The sequence below is a fragment of the Micromonospora sonneratiae genome (assembly GCF_042679305.1).
Lineage (GTDB): Bacteria > Actinomycetota > Actinomycetes > Mycobacteriales > Micromonosporaceae > Micromonospora_H > Micromonospora_H sonneratiae.
In genome coordinates this window covers 1-16,019 of sequence record NZ_JBHTMP010000102.1, presented here as the reverse complement: position 1 = coordinate 16,019, position 16,019 = coordinate 1, and the positions used below count along the sequence as shown (strand labels likewise).

General features: G+C 68.7%; 15 protein-coding genes. 11 read left to right on the top strand and 4 right to left on the bottom strand.

Translation table 11 applies throughout. The annotated features are described in order from the left end of the window. From ACFQ4H_RS33030 to ACFQ4H_RS32990, 9 genes are all read left to right on the top strand, one after another. Nucleotides 1-912: molybdopterin dinucleotide binding domain-containing protein (locus ACFQ4H_RS33030; protein ID WP_377578880.1), on the top strand; the 912-nt coding region annotated here is incomplete at its 5' end. Further along, a complete protein-coding gene (nuoH, locus tag ACFQ4H_RS33025; RefSeq protein WP_377578878.1) occupies nucleotides 909-2,321 on the top strand; it encodes an NADH-quinone oxidoreductase subunit NuoH in 1,413 nt (470 codons plus the stop codon). The genes ACFQ4H_RS33030 and nuoH, both read left to right, overlap by 4 nt. Nucleotide 2,322: 1 nt before the next feature. Then, nucleotides 2,323-2,907, top strand: a complete 585-nt coding sequence (gene nuoI / locus ACFQ4H_RS33020; RefSeq protein ID WP_377578876.1) for an NADH-quinone oxidoreductase subunit NuoI — start codon at nucleotides 2,323-2,325, stop codon at nucleotides 2,905-2,907. Then, the gene (locus tag ACFQ4H_RS33015) at nucleotides 2,904-3,677 is read left to right on the top strand and encodes an NADH-quinone oxidoreductase subunit J (RefSeq protein WP_377578874.1); all 774 of its coding nucleotides are present in this window, start codon (nucleotides 2,904-2,906) and stop codon (nucleotides 3,675-3,677) included. The genes nuoI and ACFQ4H_RS33015 overlap by 4 nt, the downstream gene beginning before the upstream one ends. Beyond that, a complete protein-coding gene (gene nuoK / locus ACFQ4H_RS33010; RefSeq protein WP_377578872.1) occupies nucleotides 3,674-3,973 on the top strand; it encodes an NADH-quinone oxidoreductase subunit NuoK in 300 nt (99 codons plus the stop codon). Before ACFQ4H_RS33015 ends, nuoK begins: the two co-directional genes overlap by 4 nt. Before the next feature lie 24 nt (nucleotides 3,974-3,997). Then, nucleotides 3,998-5,974 (top strand): NADH-quinone oxidoreductase subunit L, encoded by a 1,977-nt coding sequence (gene nuoL, locus ACFQ4H_RS33005; protein WP_377578882.1) that lies wholly within the window; start codon nucleotides 3,998-4,000, stop codon nucleotides 5,972-5,974. Nucleotides 5,975-6,038: 64 nt separating this feature from the next. Continuing rightward, nucleotides 6,039-7,571 (top strand): NADH-quinone oxidoreductase subunit M, encoded by a 1,533-nt coding sequence (locus tag ACFQ4H_RS33000; RefSeq protein ID WP_377578870.1) that lies wholly within the window; start codon nucleotides 6,039-6,041, stop codon nucleotides 7,569-7,571. Continuing rightward, nucleotides 7,568-9,121 (top strand): NADH-quinone oxidoreductase subunit NuoN, encoded by a 1,554-nt coding sequence (gene nuoN, locus ACFQ4H_RS32995; RefSeq protein WP_377578868.1) that lies wholly within the window; start codon nucleotides 7,568-7,570, stop codon nucleotides 9,119-9,121. Before ACFQ4H_RS33000 ends, nuoN begins: the two co-directional genes overlap by 4 nt. A 70-nt stretch (nucleotides 9,122-9,191) precedes the next feature. Then, the gene (locus ACFQ4H_RS32990; RefSeq protein ID WP_377578866.1) at nucleotides 9,192-10,223 is read left to right on the top strand and encodes a polyprenyl synthetase family protein; all 1,032 of its coding nucleotides are present in this window, start codon (nucleotides 9,192-9,194) and stop codon (nucleotides 10,221-10,223) included. A 40-nt stretch (nucleotides 10,224-10,263) separates the two neighbouring features. Here ACFQ4H_RS32990 and ACFQ4H_RS32985 read toward each other — a convergent pair whose 3' ends face one another. Further along, nucleotides 10,264-10,746, bottom strand: coding sequence for a hypothetical protein (locus tag ACFQ4H_RS32985; RefSeq protein ID WP_377578864.1), 483 nt, complete (start codon nucleotides 10,744-10,746; stop codon nucleotides 10,264-10,266). After that, on the bottom strand, nucleotides 10,746-11,105 hold the full coding sequence (locus ACFQ4H_RS32980; protein WP_377578862.1) for a DUF6915 family protein: 360 nt from the start codon (nucleotides 11,103-11,105) through the stop codon (nucleotides 10,746-10,748). The genes ACFQ4H_RS32985 and ACFQ4H_RS32980 overlap by 1 nt, the downstream gene beginning before the upstream one ends. Nucleotides 11,106-11,205: 100 nt before the next feature. Here ACFQ4H_RS32980 and ACFQ4H_RS32975 point away from each other — a divergent pair, with 100 nt between their 5' ends. Next, entirely contained in the window at nucleotides 11,206-11,973 is a 768-nt protein-coding gene (locus ACFQ4H_RS32975) for a DUF1963 domain-containing protein (protein ID WP_377578860.1), read from the top strand. On the opposite strand, the gene ACFQ4H_RS32970 is transcribed toward ACFQ4H_RS32975, so the two are convergent. Beyond that, nucleotides 11,954-13,150, bottom strand: a complete 1,197-nt coding sequence (locus ACFQ4H_RS32970; protein ID WP_377578858.1) for an MFS transporter — start codon at nucleotides 13,148-13,150, stop codon at nucleotides 11,954-11,956. The two genes, ACFQ4H_RS32975 and ACFQ4H_RS32970, sit on opposite strands and share 20 nt — an antisense overlap. Before the next feature lie 152 nt (nucleotides 13,151-13,302). On the opposite strand from ACFQ4H_RS32970, the gene ACFQ4H_RS32965 reads away from it, so the two are divergent. Next, complete coding sequence (locus tag ACFQ4H_RS32965; RefSeq protein WP_377578856.1) at nucleotides 13,303-14,085, top strand: IclR family transcriptional regulator; 783 nt, start codon at nucleotides 13,303-13,305, stop codon at nucleotides 14,083-14,085. Between the two features lie 69 nt (nucleotides 14,086-14,154). Here the strand turns inward: ACFQ4H_RS32965 and ACFQ4H_RS32960 are convergent. Beyond that, on the bottom strand, nucleotides 14,155-16,019 hold a 1,865-nt coding region (locus ACFQ4H_RS32960), incomplete at its 5' end, for a PhoX family protein (RefSeq protein WP_377578854.1).

Below are 16,019 nucleotides of genomic sequence, written 5' to 3'. Positions count from 1 at the left end.
GGCTGCCTGCCCGAACTGCTGGCCGGTGGCGGCCCGGTGTCCGACCCGCTGGCCCGCGCGGAACTCGGCGCGGCCTGGGACGTGGCGGCCGGGGTCATCCCGAGCCAGGCGGGCCGGGACACCGACCAGATCATCGCCGCAGCGGCGGCCGGTCAGTTGGCTGCGCTGGTCGTGGCCGGCGTCGACCCGGCCGACCTGGCCGACCCCCGACTGGCCGAGGAGGCCCTCGACCGGGTGCCCTTCCTGGTCAGCCTGGAACTGCGGCTCAGCGCGGTCAGCCGCCGCGCCGACGTGGTCTTCCCGGTTGCCCCGGTGGTGGAGAAGGCCGGTAGCTTCCTCGACTGGGAGGGCCGGCTGCGCACCTTCGAGGCCGTGCTCAACACGACCGCGATGACCGACGGCCGGGTGCTCGAAGCGTTGGCCGCGCAGCTCGACGTGCAGCTCAACACGGGCGACGTGAACACGATCCGCCGGGAACTGGGCTCGCTGCCGGCGACCCGGGCCGACCGGGCCGCCACGCCGTCGGTCGAGTCGACCGGTCCGGCCCGGCCGGGTAAGGGTGAGGCGGTACTGGCCACCTGGCACCAACTGATCGACCTGGGCAGCCTGATCGAGGGCAACGAGCACCTCGCTGGCACGGCCCGGCCGTCGGTGGTACGGCTCAGCAAGGCCACCGCCGGGGCGTTGGGAGTGGCTGACGGTGAGGCTGTCACGGTCGGTACGGACCGGGGCGCGATCACCCTGCCGGCGGCGCTCACCGAGATGCCCGACGACGTGGTCTGGCTGCCGACCAACTCACCTGGTTCGACCGTGCGGCGCGCCCTCGGCGTGACGTCCGGTGCGGTCGTCCGGCTGTCCGTCGGGGCAGTGTCGCTGCCCGCGCAGCAGACGAAAGAGGGAGCGGTCAAGTGATCCCGACCTATCTCGCGGAGGGCCCCACCCTCGCCGACTTCGGCAAGGACGTGTGGTGGATCGTCCTGATCAAGGTGCTCGGCGTCTTCGTGATGCTGCTGCTGCTGACCCTCTTCACCATCAACTACGAGCGCAAGGTCGTCGCGCGGATGGCGCAGCGGCCCGGCCCCAACCAGGTCGGGCCCAACGGCTGGCTCCAGTCGCTGACCGACGGTCTCAAGCTGCCCTTCAAGGAAGAGATCATCCCGTTCACCGCGGACAAGGTGGTCTACTTCCTGGCTCCGGTGATTTCCGCCGTCTGCGCCTTCACCGCCTTCGCGGTGATCCCGTTCGGGCCGATGGTGTCGATCTTCGGTGAGCGCACGCCGCTGCAGCTGACCGACACCCCGGTCTCCGTGCTGGTGGTGCTGGCCTGTGCCTCGATCGGCATCTACGGCATCGTGCTTGCCGGTTGGGCGTCCGGCTCGACCTACCCGCTGCTCGGCGGCCTGCGCTCCGGCGCCCAGATGATCTCGTACGAGGTCGCGATGGGGCTCTCCTTCGTCGCGGTCTTCATGACGGCCGGCACGATGTCGACCTCCGAGATCGTCCGGGCCCAGGAGCACGGCAACCCGATCAACCTGTTCGGGTTCGAGGTCACCGCCCCGAGCTGGTACGCGGTCCTGCTCATCCCGAGCTTCGTCATCTACGTGATCTCCGCTGTGGGTGAGACCAACCGGGCCCCGTTCGACCTGCCCGAGGCCGAGTCCGAGCTGGTCGGTGGCTTCCACACCGAGTACTCGTCGTTCAAGTTCGCGATGTTCTTCCTCGCCGAGTACATCAACATGATCACCGTGTCGTCGGTCTGCACCACGCTCTTCCTGGGCGGCTGGCGGGCCCCGTGGCCGATCAGCTTCTGGGAGGGTGCCAACTCCGGCTGGTGGCCGATGCTCTGGTTCTTCGGCAAGGTGCTGTTGCTGCTCTTCGGCTTCATCTGGCTGCGGGCCACGCTTCCCCGGCTGCGCTACGACCAGTTCATGCGCTTCGGCTGGAAGGTGCTGATTCCGGTCAACCTGGTGTGGATCCTGGCCCTGGCCGGCATCCGGACCCTGCAGGACCAGAACGTGGCCGACACCACCCGCTACCTGATCATCGGAGGGGTCGTCGTCGGGCTCCTGCTGGTCGTCCTGCTGTGGCCGGAGAAGAAGAAGGCCACGCTGCCCAGCCTGGAGGAGCAGGTGGCGAGCCGACCCGTCGGCAGCTTCCCGTTGCCGCCGCTCGACCTTCAGGTGCCGCCGAGCCCACGGGCCCGGCGGGCGGTCGCCGAACGGCAGCCGGTCATGGCCAGCAGTCGTCGCGAGGACACCGACGGCGGGGTCGCGCGTACCACCACGAACGACGACTCCGGCGCGGCCGGCAAGGAGGTGTGAGATGGCGTTCGAATTCTTCAAAGGGTTCGGAGTGACCTTCTCCCATATGTTCCGGAAGGTCATCACCACCGACTACCCGTTCAAGCCGCCGGTCTCCGCGCCCCGTTACCACGGGCGGCACATCCTCAACCGGCACCCGGACGGCCTGGAGAAGTGCATCGGTTGCGAGCTGTGCGCCTGGGCCTGCCCGGCGGACGCGATCTACGTCGAGGGTGGCGACAACACCGAGGAGCAGCGGTTCTCGCCGGGCGAGCGGTACGCGAAGACGTACCAGATCAACTACACCCGGTGCATCTTCTGCGGCCTGTGCATCGAGGCGTGTCCGACCCGCTCGCTCACCATGAGCAACGAGTACGAGTTGGCGCGCGACTCCCGGCAGGACCTGATCTTCACCAAGGAGCAGCTGCTGGCGCCGCTGCTGCCGGGCATGGAGCAGCCGCCGCACCCGATGCGGCTGGGTGACTCCGAGAAGGACTACTACGTGGGTGCCCTCACCAATCCGGGCACCTCGGCCGGCGCCGAGCGCGCACCGTGGGCCGAGGCCAGCCAGGTTGACGGGTCTGAACCGACTGGAGTGACCTTATGACGAGCGGGCATGCGGTGCTCGCGGCGGCGGGCGGCGTATCCAGCGGCGAGGAGATCGCGTTCTGGATCCTCGCTCCGCTCGCCCTGATCGGGGCGATCGGCATGGTGGCGGCCCGCAGCGCCGTGCACTCGGCGCTCTGGCTGGTGCTCACCATGCTGTGCCTCGGCGCGTTCTACGTGATGCAGTCGGGACCGTTCATCGGCATGGTGCAGATCATCGTCTACACCGGCGCGATCATGATGCTCTTCCTGTTCGTCCTGATGCTGGTCGGGCGGGACGCCTCCGACTCGCTGATCGAGACCCTGCGGGGCCAGCGGATCGCTGCGGTCGTGCTCGGCGTCGGGTTCGCCGCCCTGGTCGGCTCCGGCATCTACCGGGCCGTCGGCGGCACCGAGGCGGTCGGGCTGGAGCAGGCCAACGCGGGCGGCAACGTGCAGGGCATCGCCAGCCTGCTCTTCACCAAGTACGTCTTCGCCTTCGAGATCACCTCGGCGCTGCTGATCACGGCTGCGGTGGGCGCGATGGTGCTGGCGTACATCGAGCGGCGCAAGGGTGACCGGCGTTCCCAGGTGGAGCAGATGAAGGCCCGCTTCGCTCCCGGCTCGTACCCCGGCCCGAAGCCCGGGCCCGGCGTGTTCGCGACCTCCTCCTCGGTGGTCACGCCCGCCCGGCTGCCGGACGGCAGCCTGACCGAGGCCCCGTTCCCCGAGATCATGCCCCCGCGTGAGCTGACCTCGGCGGAGGCCGCTCCGAAGGGAACTGAGAAGTGACCCCCGACTACTACCTGATCCTCGCCGCGGTGCTGTTCACCATCGGCGCGGCGGGCGTGCTGATCCGGCGTAACGCCATCGTCCTGTTCATGTGCATCGAGCTGATGCTCAACGCGGCCAACCTGGCGCTGGTGACCTTCAGCCGGATCAACGGCGACCTCAACGGCCAGGTCATGGCGTTCTTCGTCATGGTGGTCGCTGCGGCCGAGGTCGTGGTCGGACTCGCCATCATCATGTCGATCTTCCGGACTCGGCGCTCTGCCAGCGTCGACGACGCCAACCTGCTCAAGTACTAAAGGGGCCCCGTAGTGGAACAGACCATGTGGAGCGCCCAGGCTCTGTCGGCCTCAGCCGCAGCGGCAGCACCGGCGCAGCCGATCTCAGCTGTCGAGTACGCCCAGGCGTCTGGACTGCTGAGCAGCGTGTGGCTGCTGGTGGCCATCCCGCTGGTCAGCGCGGCGATCCTGCTGCTGCTCGGCCGCCGGGCCGACCGGTGGGGCCACTGGCTGGGCGTCGCCAGCGTCGGGGCCGCCTTCGTGCTCGGCCTGACCTATTTCTTCCAGCTGCGTGGCCTGGACAACCGGGCGGTCGAGCGCAGCCTCTGGGACTTCATCGCCGTCGGCGACTTCAAGGTGGACTTCGGTCTGCTCTTCGACCCGCTGGCTGCGGTGTTCGTACTGCTGATCACCGGTGTGGGCTTCCTGATCCACGTGTACGCCGTCGGCTACATGTCCCACGACCCGGGCCGGCGCCGGTTCTTCGCGTACTTCAACCTCTTCGTTGCCGCGATGCTGCTGCTGGTGCTCGGCAACAACTACGTGATGCTGTACTTCGGCTGGGAAGGCGTCGGTGTGGCGTCGTACCTGCTGATCTCCTTCTGGTACGACCGGCCCTCGGCGGCGACCGCGGGTAAGAAGGCGTTCCTGATGAACCGCGTCGGTGACGCGGGTCTGGCGATCGCCATCTTCATGATGTTCGCGACGCTCGGCAGCACGCAGTACGACGAGGTGTTCAACGGTGCCAGCAGCCTCGCCGCCGGCACCGTACTGGTGATGGGCCTGCTGCTGCTGCTCGGTGCCGCCGGTAAGTCCGGCCAGTTCCCGCTACAGGCGTGGCTGCCCGACGCGATGGAGGGCCCGACCCCGGTCTCGGCCCTGATCCACGCCGCGACGATGGTGACCGCCGGTGTCTACCTGATCGCCCGGTCCAACCCGATCTTCTCGCTCAACACCACGTTGCAGACCGTGGTGGTCAGCGTCGGTGCGCTGACGCTGCTGATGGGCTGCATCATCGGTGCCGCCAAGGACGACATCAAGCGCGTCCTGGCCTGGTCCACGGTGAGCCAGATCGGTTACATGTTCCTCGGCGTCGGACTCGGTGGCGGGGCGTACGCCCTGGCCATCGTCCACCTGCTGGCGCACGGCTTCTTCAAGGCCAACATGTTCCTCGGCGCGGGTTCGGTCATGCACGGCATGAAGGACCAGGTGGACATCCGCCGCTTCGGTGGTCTCGCCAAGTACATGAAGATCACCTGGATCACCTTCGCCACCGGATGGCTGGCGATCATCGGCATCCCGCCGCTCTCCGGCTACTTCTCCAAGGAGCCGATCATCGCCGCCGCGTTCGCGCGGGGTGACTGGACCTCCTGGCTGTACGGTGGAGCGGCGCTGCTCGGTGCCGGTCTGACCGCGTTCTACATGACCCGGCTGTTCGTGCTCACCTTCCACGGACCGAAGCGGTGGACCGAGGACATCGACCACCCGCACGAGTCCCCGCCGATCATGACGGTGCCGCTGATCCTGCTCGGCATCGGTTCCATCGGGGCCGGCGCGCTGATGGCCAGCTCGGTTCCGGAGTGGCTGACCCCGGTGCTGCCCGAGGGTGGTGCCGCAGAGGCGCACGGCGTCCTCTCGCACACCATGATCACCATCCTCTCGATCGTGGTCACCCTGCTCGGTGTCGCCGTTGCCTGGCTGCTGTTCGGCAGGGGCACCGCGCCGCAGGAGCAGCCGGCCGGGGTGCTGGTCACCGCAGCCCGACGCAACCTCTACACCGACGCTTTCAACGTGGCGGTCTTCGAGAAGCCCGGAATCTTCCTCACCCGGGCGCTGGTCTACCTCGACAACCGTGGCATCGACGGGCTGGTCAACGGCCTGGCTGCGGGGGTCGGCGGCGGATCGAGCCGGCTCCGCCGGCTCCAGACCGGCTTCGTCCGGTCCTACGCGACGTCGATTCTCACCGGTGCCCTGCTGGTGGTGGCGGCGTTCCTGGCCGTGCAGATGGGGTGGCTGGCGTGACAGGGCTCATCCGGTCCGCCAGCACCGGCGGCTCGTGCACTGACGACGGAGGTAAGGCCGAATAATGTCCGACTTCCCCTTCCTCTCGGTGCTGACCGTCGCACCGCTGGTCGGTGCGCTGGTCGTGGTGTTCCTGCCACGACGCCAGTCGCAACTGGCCAAGCTGGTGGCGCTGGGCTGGTCACTGGCGGTACTGGTACTCGCCGTGTTCATGTGGGTCGCCTTCGAGGTCGGCGGCGACCGGTTCCAGTTCCGCGAGTCGTACGCCTGGATTCCCCAGTGGGGCGTGAACTTCACCTTCGCCGCCGACGGCATCGCGCTGGTGATGCTGATGCTGATCGCGCTGCTGGTGCCGCTGGTGATCCTGGCCTCCTGGCACGACGCCGACAACTCGAAGCGGTCCGTCCCGGTCTACTTCGCGCTGCTGCTGATCCTCGAGGCCACGATGATCGGCGTCTTCGCCGCCGCCGACATCTTCCTGTTCTACGTGTTCTTCGAGATCATGCTCGTCCCGATGTACTTCCTGATCGGAAGCTTCGGCGGGCAGCGGCGGCAGTACGCCGCGGTGAAGTTCTTCCTCTACTCGCTGGTCGGCGGTCTGTTCATGCTGGCCGCCGTGATCGGCCTGTGGGTGCTGGGCGGGAAGACCTTCGACTGGCAGGCGCTGACCCAGATCGACCTGTCGACCGGTGCCGAGCGCTGGCTGTTCCTCGGCTTCTTCGTCGCCTTCGCGATCAAGGCACCGTTCTTCCCGTTCCACACCTGGCTGCCGGACGCCGGTGGCGCGGCCCCGGCCGGTGCCGCCGCGCTGCTCGTCGGCGTGATGGACAAGGTGGGCACCTTCGGCATCCTGCGGTACTGCCTGCCGCTGTTCCCCGAGGCGTCGAAGTGGTTCGCGCCCTGGGCGATCGCGCTGGCGGTGATTGGCATCATCTACGCCGCACTGCTGGCGGTCGGCCAGAACGACCTCAAGCGGCTGGTGTCGTACACCTCGATCGCCCACTTCGGCTTCATCGGCGTCGGCATCTTCGCCTTCACCACCCAGGCCGGTACGGGCGCGGTGCTCTACATGCTCAACCACGGTCTGGCGACCGGCCTGCTCTTCCTGGTGGTCGGCATGCTGGTGGCCCGGCGCGGTTCGGCGCTGGTCAGCGACTTCGGTGGTGCGGGCAAGCTCGTGCCGCTGCTGGCCGGGGTGTTGTTCTTCGCCGGTCTGGCCTCGCTGGCCCTGCCCGGTACCGCGCCGTTCATCTCCGAGTTCCTGGTGCTGATCGGCACCTTCACGGTGAACAAGCCGGTGGCGGTGATCGCCACCCTTGGCATCATCCTGGCCGCCGCGTACGTGCTGTGGATGGTGCAGCGCACCACCCAGGGCACGCTCAACCCGGAACTGTCCGGGGTGGAGGCCATGCACCGTGACCTCAACCTGCGGGAGAAGATCGTGGTCGCACCGCTGATCGCGCTGATCCTGCTGCTCGGCTTCTATCCGAAGCCGGTCACCGACGTCATCAACCCGGCCGTCCGGGACACGATGCAGCAAGTCGGTAAGTCTGACCCCGCCCCGACGGTCGGTAGCGTCCAGGAGGCCGCGAAATGACCGAGCTGAAGCTGCCGTCGATTGACTACGCGGCCCTCGCTCCGATCCTGATCATGGTTGGTGCCGCGCTGGTCGGCGTACTCGTCGAGGCGTTCGTGCCCCGCCTTCGCCGGCAGTTGGTGCAGTTCGTGGTCGGCCTGGTCGCGCTGGTCGCGGCCCTGGTGATGGTGGTTCGCAACGCCGGTACGGAGATGCTGACCGCCGGTAACGCGATCGCGGTGGACGGGCCCACGCTCTTCCTCCAGGGCGGGATCCTGGTGCTGGCCATCATGGCGCTGCTGCTGATCGGCGAGCGGGCGGTGGAGCGTGGTGGCGCGTTCGTGGCCCAGGCTGCGATCACCGCCGACTCGACGGAGGACCGGCGGCAGGCCAGCGGCGTCCCCGGCAACACCGAGGTGTACCCGCTGACGATGTTCGCCATCGCCGGCATGCTGGTCTTCGTCGCCGCGAACGACCTGCTGACGATGTTTATCGCGCTGGAGGTCTTCTCGCTGCCGCTCTACCTGCTCTGCGCACTCGCCCGTCGTCGGCGGCTGCTCAGCCAGGAAGCTGCCCTGAAGTACTTCATGCTCGGTGCCTACGCCTCGGCGTTCTTCCTCTTCGGCGTCGCGCTGATCTACGGCTTCACGGTGAAGGCGGCCCAGGGCTCGGGCAGCGTCGAGTTCTCCACCATCCACACGGCGGTGCTCGACCCGGAGGCGAACAAGATCCTGCTGGTCGCCGGGTTGGCGATGCTGGCCATCGGCCTGCTCTTCAAGGCGGCGGCGGCACCGTTCCACGTGTGGACGCCCGACGTCTACCAGGGCGCGCCCACCGCGATCACCGGCTTCATGGCCGCCTGCACCAAGGTGGCCGCCTTCGGTGGACTGCTCCGGGTGCTCTACGTGGCCTTCGACGGGTCGGCGTGGGACTTCACGCCGGTACTCGGCGGGGTCGCGGTCCTGACCATGCTGGTCGGTGCGATCCTGGCGGTCACCCAGACCGACATCAAGCGGCTGCTGGCCTACTCCTCGGTGGCCAACGCCGGTTACCTCCTCGTCGGTGTCCTTGCGATGAACAAGGCCGGCCTCTCCAGCACGATGTTCTACCTGGTCGCGTACGGCTTCTCGGTGATCGCCGCGTTCGCCGTGGTGACGCTGGTACGGGACGCCGACGGCGAGGCCACCCACCTGTCCCGCTGGGCCGGTCTGGGCCGTCGGTCGCCGCTGTACGCCGGGCTGTTCACGTTCATCCTGCTGGCCTTCGCCGGTATCCCGCTGACCAGCGGCTTCATGAGCAAGTTCGCGGTCTTCGGGGCGGCGCTGGAGGGCGGGCAGACCTGGCTGGTGATCGTCGGTGTGGTGAGCAGCATGATCCTCGCGTTCCCGTACCTGCGGGTCGTGGTGATGATGTGGCTCTCCGAGCCGGGCGACACCACGCCGAGCGTCTCGGGTACGGGCGCGCTGACCAAGCTGGCGCTGGCCATCGGTGTGGTGGCCACCCTGGTGCTCGGTGTCGCCCCAGCCTCCCTGCTCGAACTCGCCAGCGGCGCAGCCGAATTCGTCCGGTGATCGTCCTCCGGCAGGTCTCGTCATGTCTTTCGGCACTGCCCCCCACCAGGGGGGCTTGGGCCCATGTGGCATGGTGGAAGACGTGGTGAGACCGGCTGACGGCCTGACAGGAATCGGACTCGACTTCGTCGATGCGCAGCTAGAGGCGTCGGTGCTCGACGTCCTCGCGGCAGTCGAGACTGACCTGCGGGCCAGTGTGACGAGTGCGGATCCGTTTGTCACCGAGGCTGCCCGGCACCTGGTCGTGGCTGGTGGCAAGCGGTTCCGCCCGTTGCTCGTGGCGCTCGGCGCGCAGTTCGGCGATCCGACGGCGCCGCAGGTGGTGCCGGCGGCCGTCGTGATGGAGCTCACCCACCTGGCAACGCTCTACCACGACGACGTCATGGACGAGGCCCCGGTGCGCCGGGGGGCGCAGAGCGCCAACTCGCGGTGGACCAACTCGGTGGCCATCCTGGTCGGTGACTACCTGTTCGCCCGTGCGGCGGACATCGCCGCCGATCTGGGCATCGAGGCGGTCCGGTTGCAGGCCCGTACCTTCGCCCGGTTGGTGCAGGGGCAGATCGCCGAGACGGTCGGTCCCCGGGCGGGCGACGACCCGGTCACCCACTACCTGGACGTGATCAGTGGGAAGACCGGCTCGTTGATCGCGACCTCCGCCCAGTTCGGTGGCATGTTCGGCAACGCGTCGGCCGAGCACACCGCGGCCCTGGCCGGCTACGGCGAGACGATCGGTGTGGCGTTCCAACTCTCCGACGACCTGCTCGACATCGCGTCGGAGTCGGTCCAGTCGGGTAAGACGCCCGGCACCGACCTGCGCGAGGGTGTCCCCACGCTGCCCGTGCTCTACGCATTGGCCTCGGACGACTCGGATGCCTCCTCCGCACGGCTGCGGGACATTCTCTCCACCGGACCGGTCACCGACGACGCCCTGCATGCCGAGGCGCTCGGTCTGCTGCGGGAGTCGCCGGCGATGAAGCGGGCCCGGGAGACCGTACGCAGCTACGCCGAGGACGCCCGGCAGCGGCTCTCACCGTTGCCGGACTGTCCGCCGCGCCGGGCCCTGGAGTCGCTCTGCGACTTCATCGCCGACCGCACCAGCTGAACCGCGAGGCATTGCCGGTCAGACGTGCTTCGTAGCCCGGTCAGTCGTGCTCGTAGTAGTCGACGGTGATGCCGTCCCGGCGTACCGTCACGCTGGCATGGTCACCGAACGTCTCAAGTAGGACATCGTTGAAGGCACCGTCCTCCAGGGCGGTTGCCAGGGCCATCGCCCGTTGGTAGCGAGCTTCGTCGACACCCTGGTAACGGCTGTTGCCGTCAGCCGTCCGTTCCAGTTGGCCGAGGCCCGGATGGTCGGTGTCGTACCTGCCGATCCAGAGGTCGGCGGCGTCGACGGTCGCCGCGTCCGTCGTCGTACGCACCCAGCACTCACCCACCCTGAAGACGCACGGCTCGCCGTCGTTGAAGTAGGGGGTGTACTGACGCCAGCCGAACTCGGTGATCGTGTCGTCGTCGAGCAACGCGCGGAGGAAGGGCTGTAGATCGGTCACCGGCCGTTGCGGTACGCGGTGACCTCTGATGATCGCCCCCTCGACCGGGATACCGAGGAAACTCTTGCGGGTCACTACTGGTCTCCTCCGAGAAGTGTGGACAGTGGGAGTTGCTGGCGCTGGGCGCCGGACATCCAGGCCTTTATGGGCATGCCCTCGATGTAGTCGGCCGGACTCGGCAGCCAGCCGAGATCCTCGAGGATGTGTCGTTCCGCGATGAGGCGGACCGGGACCTGCTTGCGTCCGATGCGCAGGGTGTCGCCGAAGATGCGTTGGCAGAGGTAGACCCCGGCGGTGTGGTGGTACATCGCCCGATGACGGACGTCCCCGATGATCTGTTTCGAGGAGTCGATGAACTCCTCGATCGCCAGATAGTCCCCGGGGTCGCCGCCCCACTTCCGGGCGGCCGACTGTGCGTGGTACCACGAGTTCACGCGGGGCACTATAGGCGGGCGCACCGACAGGCGCGGGGTAGCCACCATCTTTGCCACCCCGGTCGACCAGCCTGTCAGACCCGGCTGGTGGAGTGTCGGTATGGATGTTGGTCACGCCCTGGCCGGGCTCCGTACCGTGTGCGTCGCGGAGTTCGGGGAAGCTGCGGGTTCCCGGCTGGCTGCCCTGGCCCGACCCGGATTCGGGATCCTGCGCGGGGACGACCCGTCGCCCACCGGACGCTGCGCGGTGGGTGGTCCGGCGCTGCTGGAACCGGGTACGCCCTGGCCGGAGGCCGACGGCTTTCCGTTGAGTCTGCTGGCCGTACTGGACCTGGAAGCTCTTGCGCCGTGGCTCGGTGAGCATCGTCCCAGCCCGGCTGGCCTGCTCAACTTCTTCGTCGTGGAACCCGGGCCGGGACAGCCGTACCCGGAGGTCGACTTCGACGATCCACGCTGGTTGCGGGTGGTCCCCGCCGATCCGGCACGGGCGGTGGAGGTGGCGGCTCCGGTGGGGACGGTCTCCTTCGGGCGGGAGCCACTGCATGCCGAGCCGGTGCTGACCATGCCGGACGAGTGGAGCGCGGCCGTACAGGACATCGACTTCGGGCTGCACCCCCTGGACGCCGCCACGAAGGTGGCGGCGTTCTACGAGTCAGGCGGGCTGGTGACGAACCCACCGAGGTGTGCGGCGTTCGGCTGGCCGGTCGGCGAACTCGGGTCGATCCACCGCTGGGAGGACAGCCACGTGCATCTGCTGAAGCTGCTGGACGGTCCGTCCGCCTGCCCGACGCTCTATTTCATGATCCCGGAGGCGGCCTTCCGTTCAGGTGACTTCAGCCAGGCGATCGTCACGCTGGAGACGTACTGAGTGGTGCCGACCGTCGACGCAGCATCCGGCTCCCCACCAGCATCAGGCCGGCTGCCACCAGCATGGCGATCGCGGCCGTCAACCACATCGTCGGGTAGTCCGCGTACCCGGCGACGGCGCCGAGGCCGAGCGGACCGATGCAGCCGCCCGCGTACACGCCGGTCTGGGTGATGGAGGTGGCGGCGGCCGGTGCCTGGGGGTGTAGCCGGACCACGGCGAAGTTCATCAGCCCCGGCCAGGCCCAGCCCAGGCCGAAGCCGAGCGTCACTCCGACCACCAACGGCCCGGCTCCGGCCACGGCCAGCAGGGTCAGGCCGACGGCACCCACGACGAGCATGCCGGCGATGACGGCGACGTGCCCGCCGGTGCGGCGGTCGGCCAGCCAGCCGGAGAGTACCCGGGCGGCGACGCAGACCGCGCTGCCGAAGGTGAGCGTCAGGCCCGCCAGCCCGGGGGACAGCCCCCGCGCCACCGACGAGTCGACCACGAAGGTGCCCAGCGCGTTGGCGGCGGCTGCTGCCAGGGTCGCGGCCACACCGAGCACGATCAGGGCCGTGGTGGCCCGCTGACCGCCGGTTCCCGCCGGCTTGGCCGTCGGGCGTCGACCAGCGGGTACGGCCGGCAGCGTGGCCAGCGCCACCCCGGCCGCCGCGACGAAGGCCCACCGCCAGCCGGCGGTCAGGGCGATCGTCGGTACGGCGGCACCGGCCAGCAGGGTCGAGACGGGGATCGCCGCCTGTTTGACACCGAAGGACAGGCCCTGCCGTCCGGCCGGGATGTGTTGGGCCAGAGCGGCGTTGCTGGCGAGTTGACCGAGCGCGTTCGCTCCGGCGCTGAGGGCCAGCAGGACGACCAGGGTGGCGAAGGACCGGGCGACGACCGCGATGGCCAGCAGCGTCACGGCGGCCAGCAGCAGCCCGGCGCGGGCGACGACACGTGGTCCGTACCGCTCGACGAGTGCCCCGGAGGGCACCGAGGCCAGCGCGCTCACGCCGAAGTAGACGGAGACCGCCAGGCCCAGTCCGGCCGGGGAGAAGTGCAGCTCATCGCCCATCTGGACGGCGAGGCCGCCGAGCAGGAACACCGGTAGGACACAGCCGATGGTGGTGGCGGTGGCTCCGGCGGCGGCGCGTACGGGGTGGGTATGCGAAGGGGCGTCCACCTGAATCTCGGTCATATGTGAAACATTTTATGCGATCTGGACGTATGAACCGAACGTGTCTGTCGCTGCACGCGTAGTCGCCGTAGATCTGGCATCCTCAATCCGAACGGTCATTTTCTTGACGGCCGATTTTTCATATGGTGTAAGCCCCGGCGGCGGAGGTGGTTGTGCGCGACCCCTTGGCGGAACCTTCGGACCTGATCCGTAGCGTGTCGCGAGCGCTACGTGTCCTCGAATCGGTAGGACGGGCTCCGAAGGGCCTGACCGTGAAGCAGATAGCGCGACGGTGCGAGCTGACCGTGGCCACGACGTACCACCTGGTGCGCACGCTCGCCTACGAGGGCTACGTGATCCGGCGCGAAGACGGCACGTACATCGTCGGCCTGGAGGTGGCCGACCGGTATCGGGAGCTGGTGACCGCCTTCCGAGGTCCGCCCGCGGTCGGTGAGTCGTTACGTCGGGCGTCCGCCGACAGCGGCTTCAGCCACTTCCTGGGCCGGTTCGTCGGCGGACAGGTGGCGATCACGGCGGTGTCGGAAGGCTCCCGGTCGCCCTACCTGGAGGATCTCGTACCGGGATTCGACGAGGGGGCACACGCCACCGCCCTGGGCAAGGCCCTGCTGGCGACGCTCACGCCCGAACAGCGGTTCCGCTACCTACGCGAATTCGGCATGCGCCCGTTCACCCCGGCGACCCTGGTCACCGCTGAGGCGTTCGAGGCCGACCTGGCCGCCGGCGACCGCCGTGGGATGCATCTGGAACTGGGGCAGTTCCGGCAGGGGGTGGCCTGTGCCTCCGTCGTGGTCTGCCCGGACAAGGACATGGAACGCCGGGTGGTGATCGCCTGTGCCCTGCCGGCTGCGGATCTGATGACCTCGGCCCGGGTGATCCGGGCGAAGTTGCAGGGCGCTGCCCGGGCCGTCGCCGAAGGGCTGGCCAACGAGGGCTGACGGCCGGGTTTCCGGTTGGGAAGGGCCCCGTTCGATGCAGGAAGCGATTGAACGGGGCCCACCCTGACATCAGCTGCCGACGCGGCCACCGTCGAGTCGCCAGGTGCAGACCACCGCCGGCTTGGCGAAGTCGCCGTCCGGCCAGTTGGAGGCCGGCCTGTCGATGGACGCGCCGTCGATCTCACCGGGGTGCTGTACGGCGACGAACACCGAACGGTTGTCCGTGGTGATGAACGGTCCGCAGGTCTCCGCACCCAACGGCACCGTGAGGAACTGCTTCAGGTGACCCCGCTCCGGACCCTCGACGGCGGTGGCGAACAGGCCGTCGTTACCGCCCAGCGCGTTGCCGTCGGTGGAGATCCAGAGGTTGCCGGCCCCGTCGAACGCCACGTTGTCCGGGCAGGAGATCGGCGAGACCCTGCTCTTGTCGTAGCCGGCAAAGAAGGTGGCCGGGTCGTTCGGGTCGCCACAGACGATCGGCAGTGACCAGGTGAAGGTCTCGGCCGTGTGGTCGCCCTGCCGCTCGACCAGCTCCAGGATGTGCCCGTGCTTGTTGCCGTTGCGCGGGTTCGCCTCGTCCGCCTTCGGGTTGCTGTCGATGCCCCGGTTCGTGTTGTTGGTCAGCGCGACGTAGACCTTGCCGGTCGACGGGCTCGGCTCGACGTCCTCCGGACGGTCCATCTTGGTCGCTCCGACCGCGTCACCGGCCAGCCGGGTGAAGGTGAGCACCTCGGCGGCGGTCATTCCGGGCACGTACGACCGGTCGCCCCGGACCAGCCTGATCCAGCGGCCCGAGCCGTTGAAGGCACCGTCGCTGGGCAGCCGGCCGGAGCCGTCGATCTCCCCGGCGCTGGTGTGGTCCAGTTGTGCGACGTACAGCGTGCCCGATTCGAGCAGGCTCAGGTTGTGCCGCCGGGCGGCCGTGGAGTTGCCGCGCATCATGCGCTTGTCCGAGACGAACTTGTAGAGGTAGTCGAACCGCTCGTCGTCGCCCAGGTACGCCACGACGCGCCCGTCCCGGGCCACGATGACGTTGGCACCCTCGTGCTTGAACCGGCCGAGCGCGGTGTGCTTGCGCGGGCGCGACTTCGGGTCGAACGGGTCGAGTTCGACGATCCACCCGAACCGGTTCGCCTCGTTGGGGTGCCGGGCCAGGTCGAACCGCTCGTCGGCCCGGTCCCACTTGCGGTTCCCCGACGGGTAGCGGGAACTGGTCGAGATGCCGTACCGGGCCAGCCTGGGCTGAGACTCCGCCGGCGCGGCGTCACCGCCCACGAAGTACTGGTTGAAGTTCTCCTCGCCGGAAAGCACCGTCCCCCACGGGGTCACCCCACCGGCGCAGTTGTTGAGTGTGCCGATCGCGGTACGCCCCGACGGGTCGGCCGCCGTACGCAGCCAGGTCGAGCCGGCCGCCGGACCGGTGAACTCGAACCTGGTCTCCAGTGCCGTGATCCGTCGGTTGTACGGGCGTCGGCCCGAGTCGACCGGCACCCACCGGCCGGTGTCGTCGACCCGTTCCAACTCGACGACGGACATGCCGTGCGCCGCCATCGCCGTCCGTACCTGCTCGACGGTCAACGCGTCGTGGCTGGTGAAGCCCGGGAACATCAGCTCCTCGTTGGTGTACTCGTGGTTGACCACGAGCAGGGCCCGCCGTCCCCGGTCGTCCAGTGGCAGTACGCCCACGAAGTCGTTGTTGTAGCCGAACTGTTTGGCCTGTCGGGCGGCCGTCTGGTTCCGTACGTCCAGCCGGGGGGCGCCGGGCAGCACCGGGTCACCCCAGCGGATGACCACCGCGTGGTCGTACCCGTTGGGCACGATCATGGTGTCGAGCCGGTTCGGCGGGATCGGCTTGAAGGTGAGTGCGCCGCCGCCCGCCGGTGGCCGGTGGGCGGCGAGGCTGTCCGGCCCGGCCGGTGGCAGGCCACCGGCCG